Below are 22,089 nucleotides of genomic sequence, written 5' to 3'. Positions count from 1 at the left end.
CAGCTTTACATTGTGAAGCTGCTTTTTTTTATACGGCTATGAAAACATATTGGGTAAAAACAGGAAGCATAATAAAAAGGTTCTTTAAAGGTTATGTTTGGGATGTGCCAAACAACAGCAACACCATATACCTCACTTTTGATGACGGCCCTACCCCTGAGATTACCGAATGGGTTTTAGGCATACTGAAACAACACGATATTAAAGCCACTTTCTTTTGTATTGGTAATAACATAGAAAAGCACCCTGATATATTTAAAAAGGTAGTTGAACAGGGCCATAGCATTGCCAACCACACGTTTAATCATATTAACGGCTGGAATACACAAAACGATGCTTACTTAGAAAATACAGATGCCTGCGAAAAATCAATTGAGAGGCACACAGGAACAATTTATACACAAAAACTATTCAGACCACCTTACGGCAAGATTAAAAGCGCTCAGGCAGCAGAAGTGCGTAAAAGAGGATATAAGATTATTATGTGGGATGTTTTAAGTGCAGATTTTGACAAAACAATTACCCCGCAAAAATGTCTGGCAAACGTTACCAAAAACACAAGACAAGGCAGCGTGATAATATTTCACGACAGTGTAAAGGCATTTCCTAATTTAGAATATGCCCTGCCTAAAGCAATAAATTACCTAAAAGGGAAGGGATTTAACTTTGCAGCCCTGGATTAGGAGTGCTCCTGCACAAGGCCTATTATTGTATTAGCGTCAAGCTCGCCCGATTGTCTCCACACCATTTGCCCTTCTTTATAAATCATTAGCGTTGGGAGCCCTTTGATTCGTAAGGCATCAGCCAGTTCCTGGTTTTTATCCACATCAATTTTTATAACCTTAGCCCTGTCGCCCAGTGCCGCAGCCACATCCCTTATTACAGGATGCATAGATACAGACGGCTCGTTCCATTCTGTATAAAAATCAATAAGTACAGGTACCTGGGAGTTTATAAGTTCTCCAAATTTTGACATAAAAAAAATTTTAAACCGACTTTAAAAACCTTTATTTCCAGTTATACTTATACAAATATAGCATTTTTACCCAATCACGCTACGTTTGAGCCTTTTTTTAGTTCTATAACGGTAATTTCAGGCCATATCCCTACACGGCCGGGATAAGCATGGAAACCAAATCCCCTGTTGACGTACACATAGCGGCCTAGGTTTTCGTATAACCCTGCCCATTGTTTGTAGCGATATTGTATAGGGCTCCATTTAAAGTAACCAGGTATTTCTATACCAAACTGAGATCCGTGTGTATGCCCGCTAAGGGTAAGATGGTAATTACTTTTATGCGTTTTTACCTCATGTTCCCAGTGCGAAGGGTCGTGACTCATCAGTATTTTAAAATCACTATCCCTTACGCCCTCTGAAGCTTTGGCCAAGTCACCCGCCTGCTTAAAACCGATACCCCAGTTCTCAACTCCTATCAGGGCGATTTCATCATTCCCTTTTTTAAGCTTCACGTTTTCGTTAAGCAACAGTTTAAAATCAATTTGCCTGTGAAGATCTTTAATAGCCTCAAAGTTTTCGTTCTTATCCTTTTGCGAAGGCCAGGTTACATACTCACCATAGTCGTGATTACCCAATACCGAGTATTTACCAAATGCAGGTGCTTCAATTTTTCTAAAAGCCTCAATCCACGGATTCATTTCCCATGCATGGGTATTTACTATATCTCCCGTAAAAAGTACAATGTCTGACTTCTGTTCATTAATCATGTTTATGGCATGCTCAATTTCATGATGATTATCAAGGCTGCCACTATGTACATCAGATATCTGAGTTATGGTAAGTCCGTCAAAACTATCGGGCAGATCCGGAAAGTAAACTGTCTTTTTATGCAATTTGTAGTTGTATTTCCCTTTTGTCATACCATACAGTAAAGACAAAAAAGGAATAGCAGCCACACCAAGTGCAATCTGGCTTACAAACTTTCTCCTGGTAGTAAGGAAAGATTCATCTGTAGTACCGGCAAACTCCTTAAGAAAACCACCTATAACCCTTATAATGTCTTCCCCAAACATAAATACCATTAGCAGCATTTTAGGAATGTAAGTAATAAGGAAAAGGCCTATTGTAAAAAGTGTATGTTTTGTTTGCCCCACACTGCGGTCAAACTGTGTGGCAAAAGAGTAAAACATATAAACTACAATAAGTAGCGATAGTATTTGATAGGCAATTAGCACCCATCTTATTTTAGTCAGCGTTTTTACGGCCTGAAAAGCATACAGCTCTACAATAAGCACAAAAACAGCAAATAGTATCCAACGTAACATTTAAATATTTTTACAAAGTAGCGAATAAAGGTATTTTAAAAATGCATACCAATCTTCAAATTTAACAAAGTTTACTGTGGGCAGGCGCAAAAAGCACTCCACAAAAAGATTAACGATACTTTGCCTTTTATGTAACACAAAACCCCTCTTTATTATTCTTATTCTGCACCAGTTTGTTTATTTTTACGGCAAATTGATTTTCACATGTCACAACAAAAACGACTTTTCCTACTCGATGCTTATGCATTAATATTCCGTGGTTACTATGCTTTTATCAAAAATCCGAGGATAAATTCCAAAGGAATGGACACCTCGGCCATTATGGGTTTCATGAACTCTCTACTTGATGTTATTAAACGTGAAAAACCCGACCATCTTGCGGTAGCATTTGATAAGGAAGGAAGTGCTGTGCGTACCGAAATGTTTACGGCCTATAAAGCCAACAGGGACGAAACGCCCGAAGCCATAAAACTTGCCATACCTTATATTCATGAAATACTTAAGGCGATGCACATTCCTATTGTGGAACTGGCAGGATGTGAGGCCGACGACCTTATAGGAACGATTGCAAAACAGGCAGAGAAACAGGGCTACCAGGTTTTTATGGTAACCCCTGACAAAGACTTTGCACAGTTGGTTAGCGAAAATATTTTTATGTACCGCCCTGCCCGTATGGGTAACGGTATTGAGATATGGGGCGTGCCGGAAGTATTGGAGCGTTTTGAAATTGAAAGGCCGGAGCAGGTTATCGACTTTTTAGGAATGATGGGTGACGCGGTAGATAACATACCTGGACTACCGGGAGTAGGTGAAAAAACAGCCAAAAAACTGCTTAAGGATTATGGCTCTATGGAAAACCTGCTTGCGAATACGCACGAGCTGAAAGGAAAAATGAAAGAGAAGATTGAGGAGAATGCCGAGCAGGGTATCCTTTCTAAAAAGCTGGCAACCATTATTACCGATTGTGATGTGACATTTGATGAGAAAGACTACGAACTTTCTAAACCGGATACCGAAAAGGTAGAAACCATTTTCAACGATCTTGAATTTAGAAGAATGGCCGAGCAATTCCATAAACTGTTTGCCGATGGTGAGGAGTATAGTGAAGTTGCCTCAAACGCAACAGCACCTACTAAAAAAGTAGCCAAAGGTAACGACTCGCAATTCTCTCTCTTTGGAGGCGGTGAGGAAGACAGTGCCGGTGACACAGCCACAACAAACAGTTTTTACAATACCCTTGAAAACACCAATCATTTTTATCAGGTAATAGAAGGCAGCCTGCCGGTTAGCCTGCTAATTCGTGATATGCTAAAGCAGCCAAGCATTTGTTTTGACACCGAAACTACAGGTGTTGATACACTTACTGCCGAACTGGTTGGAATGTCGTTTGCCTGGGAAACCGGAAAAGCATTCTATGTTCCTTTTCCTGCCAACAGAGATGAGGCACAGGAACTGGTAAATAAATTCATTCCGTTTTTTGAAGATGAGAATATAGAGAAAGTAGGCCAGAACTTAAAGTACGACATTCAGATACTTTCCAATTACGGCATTACCGTTAAAGGAAAGATATTTGACACCATGATTGCTCATTACCTTATCAATCCGGACATGAGGCACGGAATGGATGTGCTGGCTGAAACCTACCTTAAATATTCGCCTAAATCCATTGAGGAACTTATTGGCAAAAAAGGAAAGAACCAAAAATCGATGCGTGATGTTGAACTGGAGCTTATTAAGGAATATGCTGCCGAAGATGCCGATATTACCCTTCAGCTTAAGGAGGTATTCGCACCGCAGCTGGAAGCTACTGCCACACGCAAACTTTTTGACGAGATAGAAATACCGTTAATGCCGGTACTTGCCGCTATGGAGCATGAAGGTATTAACCTGGATACCGATTACCTGAAACAGCTTTCGGTTGAGCTTACCAATGATGCCAAAACACTGGAGCAGCGTATTTATGAAACTGCCGGAGAGTCGTTTAACCTGGCATCGCCAAAACAATTGGGAGAAATACTGTTTGACAAACTTAAGATAGGCGGAGCTAAACAAAAGAAAACCAAAACGGGTCAGTATGCAACAGGCGAGGAAGTACTTTCTTACCTGTCGCAGGAACACCCTATTGTTCAGGACATATTAGACTGGAGGCAGCTTGTAAAACTGCAAAATACCTATGTAGATGCATTACCATTACAGGTACAGGCTAAAACAGGCCGTGTACATACCGATTATATGCAAACGGTAGCTGCTACAGGACGTTTGAGTTCCAACAACCCTAACCTGCAAAATATCCCTATCCGTACCGAAAGAGGTAGACAGATCCGTAAGGCATTTATTGCACGCGATGAAAACTACAAACTGGTTTCTGCCGATTACTCGCAAATTGAGCTTCGCATTATCGCAGCACTTAGCGGTGACCCTGAAATGGTAAAATCTTTCCAGAACAAAGAGGATATTCACGCTTCTACCGCTGCAAAAGTATTTAATGTAGCATTGGGTGAGGTAACCCGCGAACAGCGTAGCCATGCCAAGACCGTAAACTTTGGTATTATCTATGGGGTTTCGGCATTTGGTTTAAGTAACCAGACATCGCTAAGCCGTTCGGAATCGAAAGAGCTTATTGATGCCTATTACCTAACCTACCCTACCCTTAGAAATTATATTAACGAGCAGATTGAGTTTGCCCGCGAAAACGGTTATGTACAAACCATATCAGGACGCCGCCGTTACCTAAAGGATATCAACTCCCAAAATGCGGTAGTGCGTGGTGCAGCAGAACGAAATGCCGTTAACGCGCCTATACAGGGTAGCGCAGCCGATATCATTAAGATTGCAATGATAAACATTCATAAAAGGCTTACGGAAGAGAACTGGAAGAGTAAGATGCTGCTACAGGTACACGATGAGCTTGTGTTTGATGTTCACACCAGCGAGCTGGAGAAAATAAAACCGATGATTAAACATGAAATGGAAAATGCCTTTATCCTCAATGTGCCGCTTGAAGTGGAAATAGGCGAAGGAAACAACTGGCTTGAAGCACATTAAAAATGTAACGTTTTTACGTTTTATACGTCAAATAGGAAAACCAACAACTATGAAAAAGACCGCTTTATTCTTATTTTTTGTTGTGGCAGGCGCGCAATGCTTTGCCCAGACAGAACCTAAATTTGAAAAGATAGACGCACTGCTTAACCATTTTTATTCTAACGATAGGTTTATGGGATCTATATCCATAAGGGAAAAGAATGATGTGGTTTTTGAAAGTGCTTACGGCTATGCCGATGTGGAAAATGGCATTAAGGCTACCACCCACACTAAATACAAAATTGGCTCTATAACAAAAATGTTTACGGCAGCTATCGTTTTCCAGCTGATTGAAGACAAAAAGCTTACCCTGGACACAAAACTTTCTCAGTTTTATCCTGATGTAAAAAATGCAGACAGTATAAGCATAGGCCAACTGCTTAATCATAAAAGTGGCATATACAATTATACCGATGCACCCGAGTTTATGGAGTATACCTCTTCTCCTCAAACCAAAACAGAATTACTTAACAGGATAATGAGCTATGAGCCCGCTTTTAAACCGGGCGAAAAAGCCGAGTACAGCAACTCCAACTATATACTTCTTGGTTTTATAATAGAAGACATTACCAAGAAAACCTACAAAGCCAATGTAAACGACAGGATAGTAAACCCTTTAAAACTAAAGAACACTTATTACTTTTCTAAAACCAACCCTAAAAGAAATGAGGCTTACTCTTACCATTTTAAGGATGGAAAATGGATACAGTCGGACGAATGGGACAGCTCTATAGCTTATGCTGCCGGAGCATTGCTTTCTACCCCTAACGACCTTACCAAATTCATAAAGGCTCTTTTTGACGGCAAAATAATTAAACCAGAATCGCTTGAGCAGATGAAAAAAATGGACATGGGGTATGGCAAGGGTATGTTTATATTTCCGTTTGGAGAGCGTCATTTTTACGGACATAATGGCGGTATAGAATCGTTTTCATCGGTATTAGGGTACTATCCCAAAGAGCAGATGGCGATATCCATTATACAAAACGGCAACAATTACGACATTGATGAAATAATGGTAGGCGTGCTTAGCTGCTACTATAAGATACCTTATCCGCTTCCTAACCTAAAAACAGTTACAGTTTCAGCAGATATATTAAAAGGATATTTGGGTGTATTTGCCTCTAAAGACATTCCTTTAAAAATGACCTTTACCTATACAGAGGAAGGACTTATGGCGCAGGCTACAGGACAAAGTGAGTTCCCTTTAACACCGGTAGCCGACAATGAATTTGTATTTAACCCTGCCAGCATCAACATCGTGTTTAAGGATAAAAACAGTTTTGTTTTAAAACAGGGAGGTATGGAATTTAACTTTACCAGAGAGTAAATCAAAACCTAATAAAAATAAAAAAGCCTCCCTATTCAGGAGGCTTTTTTATTTTCGATTCTTCATTTCAATCGAAATAGAAAATCTTATTTTAATTTTCGGGTAGATTCCCTTTGTCTTAATTCTGTTTTAATAATGCGGGTTTCATAATCCGGCTCTTCACCTTCTTTAGCTTCAAGTCGGTTAATAAGCATTTCGGCAGCAGCCTCGCCTATTTCAGGACCGTGCTGGCTAACTGTAGATAAACTCGGCGTAAGCCTTCTTGACCATACCCCATCAGCAAAACCGATGATAGAAAGCTCCTCAGGAATTTTAAATCCTTTTTTAATAGCTGTTTTCATTGCCATAACAGAAGCATGTTCATCCAATGCAAAAACTCCGTCTATTTTATTATTATCAAATAAAGGCTGAAGCTTCGCGTCAAAATCTTCCGTATTATCAGTATGCAGCATAATTGCTTCATTTACCTTATACCCATTATCATTAAGTGCTTTTACATATCCTTCTGTCCTTAATTTACCAACACTAAGGTTATCTATGGTAGAAACAAGGGCTATATTTTTACATTTAGATTTTATAAGATGGTTCATGGCATAGACTGCAGAATCAAAGTCGTCCACAATAACCTTATCGCAGGCAACTTCATCCGAAATCCTGTCGAACATAACAATAGGCAGGTCATCGGCCATAGCTTCCTTAAAGTGCTTGAACTCCCCTTCTTTTTGGGTTTCTTCGGAAATGGAAAGTATAAAACCGTCTATAGTACCGTTACTAAGCATATCCATAGCATGGATTTCTTTTTCTAATGACTCGTTAGAGATACATGTAATAACATTATATCCCTTTTCGTTTGCTGCCTTTTCTATACCGCTAAAAACCTTAGCAAAAAACGGATTAAGGATATTAGGAATAATAACCCCAATGGTTTTAGACCTTTTATTCTTAAGGTTTACAGCCATATTGTTAGGCTTATAGTTTTTAAGCTTAGCAAATTCCTGCACCCTGATTTTTGTAGGCTCACTAATTTCAGGGCTGTTACTCAAAGCCTTAGACACTGTAGATACTGAGACGTTAAGTTCTTTTGCAATCTGTTTTAATGTAGCTTTTGGTTTCATATTTTGCGGATAAATTCTTACTGTAAAGAAACGAAAAAAAATGAATTGATAAGCGTTGTTTTTGCAATAAAAAGAGTAAAACCAACTCAAAAATCACAAAAAACATCATTTTTACTACAAATTCTTCATTATGAAGACTCCTCTCATAAACGCCGCTCCCCCTCCCCTAACCCATTGAATTAAAAACAAGTAAGACCTTACAACTGTGACAGAATGAATCAAAAACATGGTTTTTAATTATTAAAACTGTTAAAAAAATACAAAAATTATAAACTACTAAAAACCAACCCAAACTATTTGGCGTAAGTAAAAAGACAAATCATACATCAGCATAAAATCCTAGACCAGTAAAAGCAATTATTATTAACCTCAAAATCTTTAATTATGAAAAAAGTAAAAGTTGAGGAAGTAAAATCTAACCTGACCAACAGGCGAAGCTTCCTTAAAATCAGTGGGCTTGCCATTGCAGGAACAGGTCTTGTACTGGCCGGATGCAACAACGACGATGACGGCGGAATGGCACCACCAGTAGACAACCAGCTTCCCGGAGTAAGAAACGGCGTGTTTGACCTTGGCGGTGGAGACGCAGGAATTCTTACTTATGCTTATGCTTTAGAGCAACTTGAAGCCGATTTTTATACAAGAGTAGTGAACGGAAATAATTTTGGTAGTGTTTTCAGTAGTGAAGAGCAAACCGTTTTAACCGATTTATACAATCACGAAGTTATACACCGTGAGTTTTTCAGGGCAGCACTAACAGGAGCCTTAAATGACCCTGACCGCTTGTTACCGGATCTTAACTTTGATTATGGTGACCTAAACTTTGGTAACAGACTACAGGTACTTAATACAGCCAAAACACTTGAAGATACCGGTGTGGCAGCATACAACGGTGCCGGTAGATATATCACAACTCCTGATTATCTTGTTATAGCAGGTAAAATTGTTTCGGTAGAAGCAAGGCACGCTTCGGCAATACGAAGCCTTTTAAATCCGGGATCAGCAGATTTTGCAGGCGACGACGTAATAGACGCTAATGGTCTTGACCTGGCACAAATGCCTTCTCAAATACTTGCAGCAGTAGGCAGCCTGGGTGTTGTACAAACTCCGTTTACAGCACAATTCTTACCTTAATTATTAACATTAAAACTCAGGATTATGAATATTATAAAATTTATAGAGTCGTTTACTGATGATAATCTTTTAAACAGTAAAGGTTCACGAAGAGATAGTTTCAGCCAGTTTAAAACATTAGGAAAAAACATGGCAACAGCCGCACTTCCTTTTGGTATAGCATCGCTTGTACTGGCACCTACAAAAGCCAATGCAGCAGCAACCGCTTTTATGACCACACAGGATACGCCAACAACAGCTTTACAGCTGGCATTAATACTGGAATACCTTGAAGACGAATTTTACCAGATGGCACTGGATACAAACGGACTGATTCCGGCAGCAGACCAGGCCATAATAGCACAAATATCTCAGCATGAGTCGGCACACGTTGCATTCCTTGCATCTGCACTTGGCGACATGGCACCTATGAAACCCGACTTCGATTTTACCGTGGGCGGAGCTTTTGACACTTTTGGTGACTACCCTACCTTCTTAGCACTTTCTCAGGCTTTTGAAGATACAGGAGTTCGGGCCTACAAAGGACAGGCAGGTAATTTAATGTCTAACGGAGATTTGCTTACAGCAGGTTTACAGATACACTCTGTAGAAGCGCGACACGCATCACAGATAAGAAGACTAAGAGGACAAAAAGGATGGATTGTAGGCAGTGACCGCGGCGGATTACCGGAAGCAGCACAGGCCGTTTATGACGGAGAGGAAAATGCAATACAGGCAGGTTTCAATACTGCATCGGTAATGGCAACAAACGGACCGTCAATTCCGGCAGCAGCAGGACCTGAGTCGTTTGACGAAATACTTACAGGACAACAGGCAACTGATATTGCCTCATTATTCTTTGCTCAATAATATATAAATAAGAATATAGAGTTTAAGTAATTTAGAGTGGTAACAGCCGTAGGAAATATTTCCTGCGGCTGTTTTATTTTTTGACGATATGCTCCCAAGGCCTTCCCGAAGCACCAAAGCTGTTTAGTGCATTCACGGCTATTTTCATGGAGATAGATTCATATTCACATAATGCTTTTTCAAGAAAGCGTATTTCACCACCTCCCATATTTGGAGCATCGGGTATAAATACACTCATATATTTATCATCGCCTTCATCTGTAATAAATGCCAGGAGATAAAAATCACCGTCGCGTAGCAAAATTGCCTTCCAGGTATCCTTAACAGCTGCCTGGTTTTCATCTATAAGTCGGTATTTAAGAACCTGCAGGCTGGGTACTATCAAAAAAAGCTGCTGTTCCATTTTCTTTCCCCATTGCTGTACAAAGCCAATTTGTATAAGCATTCCTGCCAGATAACAGAAAAGAAGAATTATAAAAACACATACTACCGTAAGTGTAGCTGCCCCAAAGAGGGAATGTATACCTAAAACGCTACTGACTTTTTTACCCAATGGCCCGATAATCTCTACCGCATGGCCTACAAGTATTATAATAAGTATTACCGGGATTACTAAAAACAGTCCTCCCAAAATTACTGCCCTGGTTGGTTTTTTGAATACTGACATAGCCTGACGAATTAAGTTAGTGATTAAATCTGCTTTTGTATGCACTAACTAATTTACGGACTTTTTTGCTTGATCAAGCAATAACACACTGATTATTAAACCATTTCAAAAAACAAACTCGAAGAAAAAGGGCATAAAAAAAGCCCCTGATTACTCAGAGGCTTCTTGTGCGGGTGATAGGACTCGAACCTACACACCGTGAGGCACCAGATCCTAAGTCTGGCGTGTCTACCAATTTCACCACACCCGCAGGCTGATAATAAAACTAATAGTGTGTTTCATTATTACGGCTGCAAATATACGCATAGTTTTTAAACTTCAAAGTAAATTTAAATGACTTCTTGAAATAATTTTTTCTGAAAATAACGGTATGGAAAAGCGGAAAAGGACAGAAATAAAAAAAGCCCCTGAAAATCAGAGGCTTTTTGTGCGGGTGATAGGACTCGAACCTACACACCGTGAGGCACCAGATCCTAAGTCTGGCGTGTCTACCAATTTCACCACACCCGCAGGCCGATAATAAAACCAATAGTTTGTTTCATTAAGAGGGTGCAAATATACGACTAGTTTGAAACAATCAAAGAAAAAATGAAAAATTTTTTCAATTTATTTTTTTGTATTTTTGGGCATCAATTCTATATCATTAATTTTAAGATGGATAACATAAAAAGCTACGTCGGACAGCATAAAGACCGATTTATTAACGAACTGATAGAATTATTAAAAATACCGTCGGTTAGTGCCGACAGCGCCTACTCTCAGGATGTTGTAAACACTGCCGAAGCCGTAAAAGAAAGTTTAGAAAAAGCAGGCTGCGATAAAGTTGAGCTTTGCGAAACTCCGGGTTATCCGATTGTTTACGGTGAAAAGATTATAGACCCAAACCTTCCAACAGTATTAGTATACGGACATTATGATGTTCAGCCGCCGGATCCGGTTAATCTTTGGACATCACCTCCTTTTGAGCCTGTTATAAAAACTACAGAACTTCACCCTGAAGGTGCAATTTTTGCACGCGGGGCATGTGATGATAAAGGACAGATGTACATGCACGTTAAGGCACTTGAGTATATGACTCAAAACAATAACCTGCCATGTAACGTAAAATTCATGATTGAGGGTGAGGAAGAAGTTGGTTCGCCAAGCCTTAGCTGGTTTGTGGAGCGCAACCAGGAAAAGCTTAAAAATGACGTGATATTAATTTCGGATACCGGAATGATATCTAACACACAGCCGTCAATCACTACAGGATTAAGAGGCCTTAGCTATGTAGAGGTAGAAGTTACAGGACCTAACCGTGACCTGCATTCAGGATTATATGGTGGTGCCGTGGCTAACCCTATCAACATATTAGCAAAAATGATTGCTCAGCTTCATGACGAAAACAATCATATAACCATTCCCGGTTTTTATGACAAAGTAGAAGAGCTTTCACGCGAAGAGAGAGATGAAATGGCAAAAGCACCATTCTCTCTTGAAGCATACAAAAGAGCCCTTGATATTGATGATGTATATGGCGAAGCGACCTATACTACAAACGAAAGAAACTCTATACGCCCAACACTTGATGTAAACGGTATTTGGGGTGGTTATACAGGTGAAGGTGCTAAAACGGTTATTGCAAGCAAAGCTTATGCAAAAATATCTATGCGTTTAGTACCGGACCAGGATTGGAAAGAAATAACTGAACTGTTCACCAAACATTTTGAGAGCCTTGCTCCTAAGGGTGTAAAGGTTAAAGTTACACCTCATCATGGTGGTCAGGCTTATGTTACCCCTATAGACAGCATAGGCTATCAGGCCGCTGCAGCTGCTTATGAGGAAAGCTTTAACGTTAAGCCAATTCCGGTTCGTTCAGGAGGAAGTATTCCTATTGTAGCTCTTTTTGAAAAAGAACTTAAGAGCAAAACAATAATGATGGGCTTTGGTTTAGACAGCGATGCTATCCACTCCCCTAACGAACATTTCGGATTATTCAATTACCTTAAAGGTATTGAGACAATCCCCTTATTTTACAAGCATTTTACAGAAATGAGCAAATAATCTCATTTCCCATGATAAAAAAATCTGCCTTTCGGGCAGATTTTTTTTTACTTCATTCCAACCCTTTTTTTCACAACCGCATCTTTCTTAATAAGATCTCAACGCCACACCTTAATTTTATGAGAAATATTTTTATTACAGCCTTAGTTATTTTATCTTCGACGGTTAGTGCACAGGAAAAAAGCAACAACAAACCGGAAAACCGGATTAAGGTTGAAAAAGATGATTTTTATGAATTTATAGACTGCGACGGACAGGAAGTCGTAAAACCGATATACAGTAACATAGAAATAGCAACAGAAAACGGAACAGAACAGTAACAACTGATACATGACCGAACAGCAATTGATACAAGGCTGCAAAAAACAGGACAGGCTCACACAGAATCATGTCTACAAGACCTATGGCTCTAAAGTAATGGGTATTTGTAAACGTTACATGAAAGATCATGAGCGTGCCGAAGAAATGGTTATGAACACTTTTCTTACTGTTTTTCAAAAGATAAACCAGTACAATAACCAGGGAAGTTTTGAAGGCTGGATTTTAAGGATAGCTGTTAACTGCTGCCTTATGGAGTTACGAAAAAAGACGAATTTTAAAAATGAAGTGAGTACGGATGATGTATCCATACCGGTATTAAATAATGACAGTGACCTTTGGCGTGATGATGTTGAAAAAATGCTGAACTACCTGCCTGAAGGAGCAAGAATAGTATTTAACCTGTATGCTATAGAAGGCTATAAGCATGCTGAAATTGCTGAACAGCTTGGAATAAGCGAAGGAACATCAAAATCGCAGCTTAGCTATGCAAAAGAGAAATTAAAAAAAACTTTTTTTAGCTCACTAACCCCAAAAGCAGTAAACTATGAAAGATAACGAACTGTTTAAACATTTTAAGGATCGGAGCGATTCGTTTAACGAACCGCCTGGGGATCAGTTGTGGTCTAGAATAGAAGGACAACTTAACATTACCCCTAACCCTGCTATGGTTAGAAAAGGGGTTATGTATAAAGCACTTATTGCAACAGGAGTTTTAGCCATTGCCGGCAGTATAGTTATTTTTAATTATTTAGAAAAACAAAACATTGAACCCGCAGTTATTAAAACTGAACAACCTCAGCAAATAATAAATGAGCCAGTAGTTACAGAACCGGCTCCTGAAGAAAAACAGACAATTGCCGACATACCGGAAGAGAAACCGGTTATAAAGGAAGACTCTAAGAAACCTGAGCCTAAAAAAGATCCGGTTGCAGTTGCTGCCGTAAAGAAAGAACCGGCGCCTGCTAAAAAAGAGGCTCCTGCGACCCAAAAAACAACTTTGCCGACAACAGCATTAAAAGGTGAAGAACTAAAAAGTAAAGAATCTGAAACAATAGAATTTACCATTAAAAAGGAACATGACAGCCTGCAAACAGACCATGTAAACTTTAACAGGGTTTTCAGTCCGGACAAGCTTACTAAACAACCTGAATTCCCGGGTGGCACACAGGCATTTTATGTCCAGATAAGCAGAAAATTTGTAGTTAAACAGGCAATTCCTGAAGGCGATTATAAAGTTAATATTTCATTTGTAATAGAAAAAGACGGTACACTTTCTAACATTAAGGCGATAGATGATCCCGGTTACGGATTTAGCGAACAGGTTATAAAAGCATTTAGTTCGCTAACACAAAAATGGACTCCTGGACAAATAGACGGAAGACCTGTCAGAACAAGTTATAATCTACCATTTAGCATAAACATTAAAAAAGGCTAAGCTCAAACATAAACAAACCACCTTACCTATTAGTATTTTTTTTATCATGTGTGAAAAAACGCCTTTATGGCGTTTTTTTTTGCTTTGCTCCCAACCTTTCATGCAAAATGGTTATCTATAAAGTATAAGCCACACCGTGCCTTAATACTAACTAACTCACTAATCCACCCTTATTTGGGTGGATTTTTTATTTAAAAAAGTTGCATATATTAATTTTTATTCTACATTTGTAGAAACAATTCTAAAATTGTAGAACATGCAACTTACAAAAACAGAAGAACAGGTAATGGAACTTTTATGGAAACTGGAAAAAGCTTTCATGAAAGACCTCATGGATTTGTTTCCTGAACCCAAGCCTGCTCCCACTACCCTTGCCACACTTTTAAAGAGAATGACCGAAAAAGGCTTTGTAGGCTATAAGGAATTTGGCAAGTCAAGGGAATACTACCCAATGGTAGAAAAATCGGATTACTTTTCTAAACAGGTAAACGGTATAATAAAAAACTTCTTTAATAATTCTGCCTCTCAGTTTGCATCTTTTTTCACCAAGGAAACCAACATGAGTACAAAGGAGCTGGAAGAACTAAGAGCCATTATAGACAAGGAGATACAAAAGAAAAAATAGAAACTAAGAAGATTATGTCGCTTAAAAAAAGATTATGGTTTATTCTTTTAAAAAGGAAATCGACTTTAGCTGTTATCCTTTCAGCTAACCTATTCCCTACTAGTATAGTGACCGATAAAAAAATATTTACAGATTTTGGAGATGTAAAATCAATGGAGCTAACTCAGGAAAAAGTTTATTATGCACAGGAACTAGAAGAACAGCCTATATATGAAGGTGGAAACGAGAAGTTTTATAACCTCATAGAAACAAACATGAAAATCCCTGATATTAATAAAGACATAATAATTAAAATGATAATATCTGTCACTATAGAAAAAGACGGATCATTGAGCGACATATTAATACATAAGGAAGATGAATATGGTATAGCAGAAGATGTTATAAACGTTTTAAAAAAAAGTCCTGCAAACTGGCATCCCGGTAAAATCAACAACAAACCGGTAAGAAGTCATTTCATGTTTCCTATTGTAATAACTATTGGCAATCCTAAAAAAACTTAAGTAATGATTGAATTTCTTATAAAATCGGCAATAAGCATGGCAGTACTCCTACTGGTATACATGCTGCTTTTGGAAAAAGAAAAAATGCATCACTTTAACAGGTTCTACCTGTTATTTAGCCTGCTGTTTTCCTTAATAATTCCATTTTTAAGTTATAGTCCACAAACAACAAACAGCCTGGCAACAACAGTTAGCCAAATGCCTACTATACTGTTGCAGGAAGTTAACTTGGGTGAAAAGACTCAAACCTTCGGACTTTTGCAATGGATTATAGCTGTTTACAGCTTAATTACAGCAATCCTGCTTATACGATTTACAAGAAACCTTCTCTCATTCGCTAAACAGATTAAAAACAACAAAAAAATAAGCTATAAGAATGCAACACTTGTACTGTTGCCTTATAAAACCTTACCACACACCTTCCTTAATTACATCTTTGTAAGCGGAGATGACCATAATAAAAATGCTATTGAAAAAGATCTTTACACGCACGAGTTAGCACACGTAAACCAAAAGCACACTATGGACATCCTGCTTGCAGAGATATTAAAAACCATTTTTTGGTTTAACCCTGTAGTTTACTTCTATAAAAAGGCAATACAACTTAACCATGAGTTTTTAGCCGATGAAGCGGTAATAACTACAAATCATAATACAACAGGCTACCAAAGCCTGTTACTTAAACTAGCATCCGGAGATTCTGTTGCACTGGCCAGCAACATAAACTTTTCTATAACTAAAAAACGATTTGTTATGATGACTAAAACCACACCTAAATTACAGGCACTAGGTAAACAATTACTGATAGTCCCACTTATGGCAGGACTGTTTTTAATTTCCTGTGCAGACAACGAAACAAACAAGAACAACGAAACTGAATCGAATGCTGCAGCAAATACCGAAGTTGAGAGTAACGCCGTAGAAGTAAGCAAAAGTGAACCTGTTACTAATGAAGCAGACAGCAAAGAAGCAGTTAGCGAGACAAAGGACGCAGAAAAAATTCCACCACCGGTTAATAAGACGGAAGTTGTAAAAGTAACTGAAGAAAAAGAAATCCCATCGAAGTCTGCCTCAGACTCAGATGCTATACGCAATGTTGCCGGACTAACAAAACAACCGGAATACCCCGGAGGCATGCAGGCTTTTTATAATTATATAACTGAAAACTTTATCATTCCTGACATAAAAGAAGACAAAACTTTAAAGGTATTTGTTTCGTTTATTGTTGAAAAAGACGGGTCTATGAGTAATATTAAAATATTGAGAGACCCCGGTTACGGTTTAGGAGAAGAAGCATTAAGAGTATTAAAATCTATACCGAAAAAATGGAATCCGGGTGAAATGAATGGTGAATTAGTAAGGACTAATTATACCGTACCGGTTACCATTAATGTAAAATCATAAAAAAGTGGCTAAACCATGAGCGAATTCCTTATAAAATCGGCAATAAGTATGGCAGTGCTATTACTGGTATATAAATTATTTCTTGAAAGGGAGAAAATGCACCGCTTTAACAGGTTTTACTTATTGTTTAGCCTATTTTTTTCTCTGGCAATACCATTTATAAATATCCCGATATACGTAGAAGCAGTTCCAATAATTAATTCAAAATCGGTAGTAAAAATTCGTGAAGCAACTGAGATAGCCGACATAATAATGTCCCCTCAAACACATTACAGTAAGGCTCCAAATGCTAATTTCAAACCACAAACAAATTATCTGCCTTATGCTATATGGGGTATATACGCTTTGGTAACATTAATCCTGACAGTACGATTTGCTTTAAATATTGCACAGTTTTATAAGAGAAAAAGACAAAATGAAAAAGTTCCCTATAATGGGGCTACCATTATTTTACTGGAAGAGGACATACTGCCTCACACCTTTTTAAACAACATCTTTCTTAACAAGGAAGAATACAAAAGCCAAAGTATAGAACCGGAACTCTACAATCATGAACTTACGCATGTAAAGCAGCGCCACACCTTAGATATACTTTTTATTGAATTGCGTAAAACCGTATTCTGGTTTAACCCGCTGCTTTATTTTTATAAAAAAGTCATACAACTTAACCATGAGTTCCTTGCAGACGAAAAGGTAATTGAGGCTAAAAATGTTGCATATTACCAACAATTATTACTAAACAAGGCTTCCTTAAAAGCTACACCTATATCACTGTCAAGCAACCTTAATTTTTCAATAACTAAAAAACGATTCAATATGATGAATAAAACCACTCCTAAATGGAAATCTGCCGTTTTACAGATTTCCGTTGCTCCAATACTAACATCAATACTATTACTTTTATGTTTTAAAACTATAGCTCAGGATAAAAGCACTCAAAAAGTAAACAGTATTAAAGTTGAAACCGTAACTAACGAGGAATTAGAGTCCTTACAAAAAGCAGAACCGGCCAAATATAATAATGTTCCCCGTGAAGAAGTCCTTAAAACTACAATGACAAGTATTGATAAAAACAACAAAAGCAAAGACACTATTTTCTTTGACAAGAAAACACCCTTAGTAAAACCAAAATTAACAGCTATCTCAAAGATAGACCCTAATAAATTAAAAAGGATAGAGATACTACAATTAACAGAGGATGAGAAAAAAGCCCTGAGGGAAATTGATTCCGAAAAATACAATGACTCAACCTTTACGCAATATGTAGCAATAAAAGCAACTTTTATAAATGAGGATGGAGAAATTGAAGCCCTGACTTCTTACGAAAAAAAGCCGGACAATAAAATATAGTTACAATGGAAGCTTTTCTTATAAAATCGGCAATAAGTATGGCAGTGTTGTTACTGATATACAAATTATTTCTTGAAAGGGAGAAAATGCACCGCTTTAACAGGTTCTACTTATTGTTTAGTCTTGTTTTCTCTCTGTCAATACCATTTATAAATATTCCGATATATGTAGAAGCAGATCCGATAATTAATTCAAAATCGGCAGTAAAAATTACTGAAGCAGCTGAGGTAGCCAACATAATAATGTCCCCTCAAATACCTGTGAGCAAAGCAATAAATACCGATTTCGAACCAAAAGTTAATTATCTCGCTTATGCTATATGGGGTATATACGCTTTAGTAACATTAATCCTGACGGTACGATTTGCTTTAAATATTGCACAGTTTTATAAGAGAAAAAGACAAAATGAAAAAGTTCCCTACAACGGAGCTACCATTGTTTTACTGGAGGAGGGCATACTGCCTCACACCTTTTTAAACAATATCTTTCTCAATAAGGAAGAATACAAAAGCCAGGCTATAGAACCGGAACTCTACAATCATGAACTTACACATGTAAAGCAGCGCCACACCTTAGATATACTTTTTATCGAATTGCTTAAAACCGTATTCTGGTTTAATCCGCTGCTTTATTTTTATAAAAAAGCCATACAGCTTAACCATGAGTTCCTTGCAGACGAAAAGGTAATTGAAACCAACAATGTAACCTATTACCAACAATTATTACTAAACAAGGCTTCCCTAACAACTGCAACTATATCGCTGGCCAGCAACCTTAATTTTTCTATAACTAAAAAGCGATTTGTTATGATGACTAAAACCACACCTAAAATTAAAACATTGGCACTTAAACTGGCTACGGCGTTAATTGTTGCCGGTATAGTATATTTTTTAAGCATAGAAAACGTGGCTTATGCCGGCACGCAACAAAACGGAAAACTTACAGCAACCGATTCTATTAACCCAGACAGCAGGAGAGATGAATATTTTAAAGGAGTAAGAATAATAATTCAGGACAGCCTTAGAAAAGTATTTATAAATACTCCTTATGAAAAACTTACGTTAGAGCAAAAAAGACAATACCTGGCTACAGTACCATCTAAAAAAGAAGAACCCGACGGAGTAAGTGAGAAGGATTATAAATTTTCTTTAGATCAGGAAGACAGTCATTTTTACATTGACAACATTAAGATAAGCAGAGAGCAATTTCTTAAGTATAAAAGGGAAGAATTTGCCTCCAGCGGATTTAAAGCTCATGGAGGAACAGTTGTTAACGGCAAGCTTGAAATGACATTCATGCTGTATTTTTATACTTACCCTTATTACAGTAAGCACATTAAACATTTAAATGACCATTATCCTGAAAAAATATGTAAAATTACAATCAGTGAAAAACCTGTAAAACCAGGTAAATATATAATTGAAAAGACAGGTAATGAAATTGGCAAAAGTGATAAAGAGGTTATGGACATCAGGCAGGAAACCATTGTAAGTGCAGCGACCTATAACTTTGAAGAGGAGAATGCTAAAAATACACATAGCAGGGCTGCTGAATTTCCGGGAGGGCGTGAAGCATTTGATGCTTATATAGCTAAAAATCTTGACTTAGACAGCCTTTTACAAGATGACAAGGTATTTATAGGCTACACGATTAATACTGATGGCTCTGTTACTGATGTAGAATTATATGGCAATAAAGACAAAAAAATTAATCCTGAAATAAAAAGGGTTTTTGAAGCCTCTCCAAAATGGATTCCCCAACAAAAGGACGGGAAACCTGTAACAACCAATACAGTTTTTACCTATGAAAGAAAAAACAAATAACCACACCATCTTACTATATTACCAAAATCCGCCCTTCGTGGCGGATTTTTTATTTCTTAAAACAAAACAAACCAACAGGTTACAACATTTATAGCAAAAAACACGTTACCTTTGTATCATCATCAATCAAAAAATCAAATCATCATGCTAAAGCGTTTTTTTATCATCTGCTCGGGGGCAGATAAAAACCTTATCTACTCCTGTTCTAACGGCGAACAAAATAAATATGCCGGTATAGGGGCAACGGTTTTCTTTACAGCTGTAATGGCATTTATAGCTGCAAGCTATGCCCTTTATACCGTTTTCGATAACATTTACACTTCCATATTTTTCGGACTTATCTGGGGACTGCTCATTTTCAACCTCGATAGGTTTATCGTTTCCACCATAAGAAAAAGGGATAAATTCGGGCAGGAACTTTTACAGGCCACTCCGCGAATTATCCTGGCATTGATTATTGCAGTAGTAATATCAAAACCGCTGGAAATAAAAATATTCCAAAAGGAAATAGATACCGTATTGCTTAAGGAAAAGAACGAACTGGCAATGGCCAATAAAAAGCAGGTGGCCAATTATTACCAGTCGGATCTCGACAAGAACAAAGCAGCCATAGACAGCCTTAAATCGGAAATCACCAAAAAAGAGAAAGAGGTAAACGACCTATACAGCACTTACATTACCGAGGCAGAAGGCACAAGCGGCACCATGAAACTGGGCAAAGGTCCTGTTTATAAGGAAAAACGCGAAAAGCACGATGCCGCCTTAGCGCAGCTGGATACCTTAAGAAAAACCAATCAGGAAAAAATTATCGCAAAAGAGAAGGAAGCTGCCACACTTTTAGCCAGTCAGGATAAAAAAATAACGGAGTCGCAGCCTATAATAGATAATTTTGACGGACTGATGGCGCGTATAAATGCGCTTAACAAGTTACCGTTGCTTCCGTCGCTGTTTATTATGTTGCTGTTTTTAGCCATAGAAACAGCCCCTATAATCGCTAAGTTACTTTCTCCTAAGGGTGAATATGATTTTAAACTGGAAGACAGTGAGACGGCCTTAAAAACGAATTTAGCACAAAACACCTATCAGCGTGAACTGATGCGTACTACCGATGCAGGTATTTATGATGACGTGTATGCCGAAATAAGGCAGGACAGGGAACTGTACAATTATAAAAAGAAAAAGGCTATTGAATTGCTGGAAATGCAGGCCGACAGCTTTAGCGAAAAACAAAAGAGTGTTATGTAAATAAAAAAAGAGCCAATTGGCTCTTTTTTATTTACTATGTCCTCTATCAATCCTGATAGACATCCATGAGGCTTCCATAAGCAAGATGTCTTCAAAATAGGCTTTGCCCGATTGTTTTATTATCTTTTCACTCATCCGCAGGTTACTTATCTCATAACGCACTTTCTCACCATATTTTACCTCATCAAAAAACTGAACCGACTCTATATGGGCTAAAGCAAATATCCCGTTTGTTATTCCCAGCAATCGCACTCCAGCCCCACCGCACTGCGCCATAGATTCTAAAATTATAGTTCCGGGTACAATTCCTGTTTCAGGGTTACTGCCTTTTAAAAGCACATTATTATGATTAAATGTTGTAATACCAATAATTTCTTCCTGAGTTGCCGAGGTTATTTCATCAACAAACAAAAAAGGATATCGGTGCGGAATAAGCTGTTCTATATTGGTCGTGCTTTTCATAAGGTAATAAGGTTAAGCAAGTATAACTCTTTAATTGCTTACTTATTACTTTTGAGCAGCTATTTCCGCCTGAAGTTTTTTTGTAAGACTTTTAAAAACCAGATCATAGGAATGGTCTATCAGTTCCAAAAGTAATTTTTGAGGTACATCAATGTTTACCTTAACCGTATTCCAATGCACTTTACTCATATGGTATCCGGGTTTTAGACCTTCATATTCGGCACGCAATTCCTGGCTTCTGCCGGGATCGCACTTAAGGTTTATAGAAGGAGTGTTGGCTTCCCAACCCGCTAATGACGAAAGCGCAAACATCTTACCCCCTACCTTAAACACCAGTGTATCCTCATCAAACGGAAAATGTTCGGTTACGCCTTTCTTAGCTAAGCAATAATCGTAGTAAGACTGGATATTCATAT

The 22,089-nt window shown here is 38.1% G+C and carries 21 protein-coding genes and 2 tRNA genes; 15 read left to right on the top strand and 8 right to left on the bottom strand.

What is annotated here, in order from left to right; all coding sequences use genetic code 11:
- Positions 1–38 precede the first annotated feature (38 nt).
- Positions 39–683, top strand: a complete 645-nt coding sequence (locus tag NU09_RS08170) for a polysaccharide deacetylase family protein (RefSeq protein ID WP_129750789.1) — start codon at positions 39–41, stop codon at positions 681–683.
- Here the strand turns inward: NU09_RS08170 and NU09_RS08165 are convergent.
- Both NU09_RS08165 and NU09_RS08160 read right to left on the bottom strand, forming a co-directional pair.
- Positions 680–976 (bottom strand): thioredoxin family protein, encoded by a 297-nt coding sequence (locus tag NU09_RS08165; protein WP_129750788.1) that lies wholly within the window; start codon positions 974–976, stop codon positions 680–682. The genes NU09_RS08170 and NU09_RS08165 overlap by 4 nt on opposite strands.
- Before the next feature lie 74 nt (positions 977–1,050).
- Complete coding sequence (locus tag NU09_RS08160; RefSeq protein WP_129750787.1) at positions 1,051–2,283, bottom strand: metallophosphoesterase; 1,233 nt, start codon at positions 2,281–2,283, stop codon at positions 1,051–1,053.
- 204 nt (positions 2,284–2,487) lie between these two features.
- Here NU09_RS08160 and polA point away from each other — a divergent pair, with 204 nt between their 5' ends.
- Positions 2,488–5,328: a DNA polymerase I gene (gene polA / locus NU09_RS08155; RefSeq protein WP_129750786.1), complete on the top strand. Its 2,841-nt coding sequence runs from the start codon at positions 2,488–2,490 to the stop codon at positions 5,326–5,328.
- Between the two features lie 49 nt (positions 5,329–5,377).
- Entirely contained in the window at positions 5,378–6,697 is a 1,320-nt protein-coding gene (locus tag NU09_RS08150; RefSeq protein WP_129750785.1) for a serine hydrolase domain-containing protein, read from the top strand.
- A gap of 86 nt (positions 6,698–6,783) precedes the next feature.
- Here NU09_RS08150 and NU09_RS08145 read toward each other — a convergent pair whose 3' ends face one another.
- Complete coding sequence (locus NU09_RS08145; RefSeq protein WP_129750784.1) at positions 6,784–7,812, bottom strand: LacI family DNA-binding transcriptional regulator; 1,029 nt, start codon at positions 7,810–7,812, stop codon at positions 6,784–6,786.
- A gap of 381 nt (positions 7,813–8,193) precedes the next feature.
- Between NU09_RS08145 and NU09_RS08140 the strand changes: the two genes are divergently transcribed.
- Both NU09_RS08140 and NU09_RS08135 read left to right on the top strand, forming a co-directional pair.
- On the top strand, positions 8,194–8,946 hold the full coding sequence (locus NU09_RS08140; protein ID WP_129750783.1) for a ferritin-like domain-containing protein: 753 nt from the start codon (positions 8,194–8,196) through the stop codon (positions 8,944–8,946).
- Between the two features lie 24 nt (positions 8,947–8,970).
- A complete protein-coding gene (locus NU09_RS08135; protein WP_129750782.1) occupies positions 8,971–9,795 on the top strand; it encodes a ferritin-like domain-containing protein in 825 nt (274 codons plus the stop codon).
- Positions 9,796–9,868: 73 nt separating this feature from the next.
- Here the strand turns inward: NU09_RS08135 and NU09_RS08130 are convergent, their stop codons facing one another.
- The 3 genes from NU09_RS08130 to NU09_RS08120 all read right to left on the bottom strand — a co-directional run bounded on the left by NU09_RS08130 (position 9,869) and on the right by NU09_RS08120 (position 10,972).
- Positions 9,869–10,462, bottom strand: coding sequence for a hypothetical protein (locus NU09_RS08130; RefSeq protein ID WP_129750781.1), 594 nt, complete (start codon positions 10,460–10,462; stop codon positions 9,869–9,871).
- 168 nt (positions 10,463–10,630) lie between these two features.
- Positions 10,631–10,712: transfer RNA gene (locus tag NU09_RS08125), tRNA-Leu, on the bottom strand.
- A 178-nt stretch (positions 10,713–10,890) separates the two neighbouring features.
- Positions 10,891–10,972 (bottom strand) — tRNA-Leu (locus tag NU09_RS08120).
- A 144-nt stretch (positions 10,973–11,116) separates the two neighbouring features.
- Here NU09_RS08120 and NU09_RS08115 point away from each other — a divergent pair.
- The 10 genes from NU09_RS08115 (at position 11,117) to NU09_RS08070 (ending at position 21,211) form a co-directional block, all read left to right on the top strand.
- Positions 11,117–12,505: a dipeptidase gene (locus tag NU09_RS08115; RefSeq protein WP_129750780.1), complete on the top strand. Its 1,389-nt coding sequence runs from the start codon at positions 11,117–11,119 to the stop codon at positions 12,503–12,505.
- A 119-nt stretch (positions 12,506–12,624) separates the two neighbouring features.
- A complete protein-coding gene (locus NU09_RS08110; protein ID WP_129750779.1) occupies positions 12,625–12,825 on the top strand; it encodes a hypothetical protein in 201 nt (66 codons plus the stop codon).
- Positions 12,826–12,835: 10 nt separating this feature from the next.
- Complete coding sequence (locus NU09_RS08105) at positions 12,836–13,381, top strand: RNA polymerase sigma factor (RefSeq protein ID WP_129750778.1); 546 nt, start codon at positions 12,836–12,838, stop codon at positions 13,379–13,381.
- Entirely contained in the window at positions 13,371–14,261 is an 891-nt protein-coding gene (locus NU09_RS08100; protein WP_129750777.1) for an energy transducer TonB, read from the top strand. The genes NU09_RS08105 and NU09_RS08100 overlap by 11 nt, the downstream gene beginning before the upstream one ends.
- 256 nt (positions 14,262–14,517) lie before the next feature.
- Entirely contained in the window at positions 14,518–14,886 is a 369-nt protein-coding gene (locus NU09_RS08095; protein WP_129750776.1) for a BlaI/MecI/CopY family transcriptional regulator, read from the top strand.
- Between the two features lie 14 nt (positions 14,887–14,900).
- Positions 14,901–15,389 carry an energy transducer TonB gene (locus NU09_RS08090; RefSeq protein ID WP_129750775.1) on the top strand — a complete coding sequence of 163 codons (489 nt, stop codon included), beginning with the start codon at positions 14,901–14,903 and terminating at the stop codon, positions 15,387–15,389.
- Positions 15,390–15,392: 3 nt separating this feature from the next.
- A complete protein-coding gene (locus NU09_RS08085) occupies positions 15,393–16,793 on the top strand; it encodes a M56 family metallopeptidase (RefSeq protein ID WP_129750774.1) in 1,401 nt (466 codons plus the stop codon).
- 15 nt (positions 16,794–16,808) lie between these two features.
- Positions 16,809–18,143 (top strand): M56 family metallopeptidase, encoded by a 1,335-nt coding sequence (locus NU09_RS08080; RefSeq protein WP_129750773.1) that lies wholly within the window; start codon positions 16,809–16,811, stop codon positions 18,141–18,143.
- Positions 18,144–18,148: 5 nt separating this feature from the next.
- The gene (locus tag NU09_RS08075; protein WP_129750772.1) at positions 18,149–19,966 is read left to right on the top strand and encodes a M56 family metallopeptidase; all 1,818 of its coding nucleotides are present in this window, start codon (positions 18,149–18,151) and stop codon (positions 19,964–19,966) included.
- 144 nt (positions 19,967–20,110) lie between these two features.
- Positions 20,111–21,211, top strand: a complete 1,101-nt coding sequence (locus tag NU09_RS08070) for a DUF4407 domain-containing protein (RefSeq protein ID WP_129750771.1) — start codon at positions 20,111–20,113, stop codon at positions 21,209–21,211.
- Positions 21,212–21,238: 27 nt separating this feature from the next.
- On the opposite strand, the gene NU09_RS08065 is transcribed toward NU09_RS08070, so the two are convergent.
- Together NU09_RS08065 and NU09_RS08060 are read right to left on the bottom strand one after the other, a co-directional pair.
- A complete protein-coding gene (locus NU09_RS08065) occupies positions 21,239–21,673 on the bottom strand; it encodes a 3-hydroxyacyl-ACP dehydratase FabZ family protein (RefSeq protein WP_129750770.1) in 435 nt (144 codons plus the stop codon).
- Positions 21,674–21,718: 45 nt separating this feature from the next.
- Positions 21,719–22,087, bottom strand: coding sequence for an MmcQ/YjbR family DNA-binding protein (locus NU09_RS08060; RefSeq protein ID WP_129750769.1), 369 nt, complete (start codon positions 22,085–22,087; stop codon positions 21,719–21,721).
- Positions 22,088–22,089: the final 2 nt, after the last annotated feature.

Source organism: Flavobacterium beibuense (assembly GCF_004151245.1).
In the GTDB taxonomy this organism is placed as follows: domain Bacteria; phylum Bacteroidota; class Bacteroidia; order Flavobacteriales; family Flavobacteriaceae; genus Flavobacterium; species Flavobacterium beibuense_A.
Note: the sequence above shows the minus strand (reverse complement) of the source record. Positions and strands in the feature narration are given on the sequence as shown.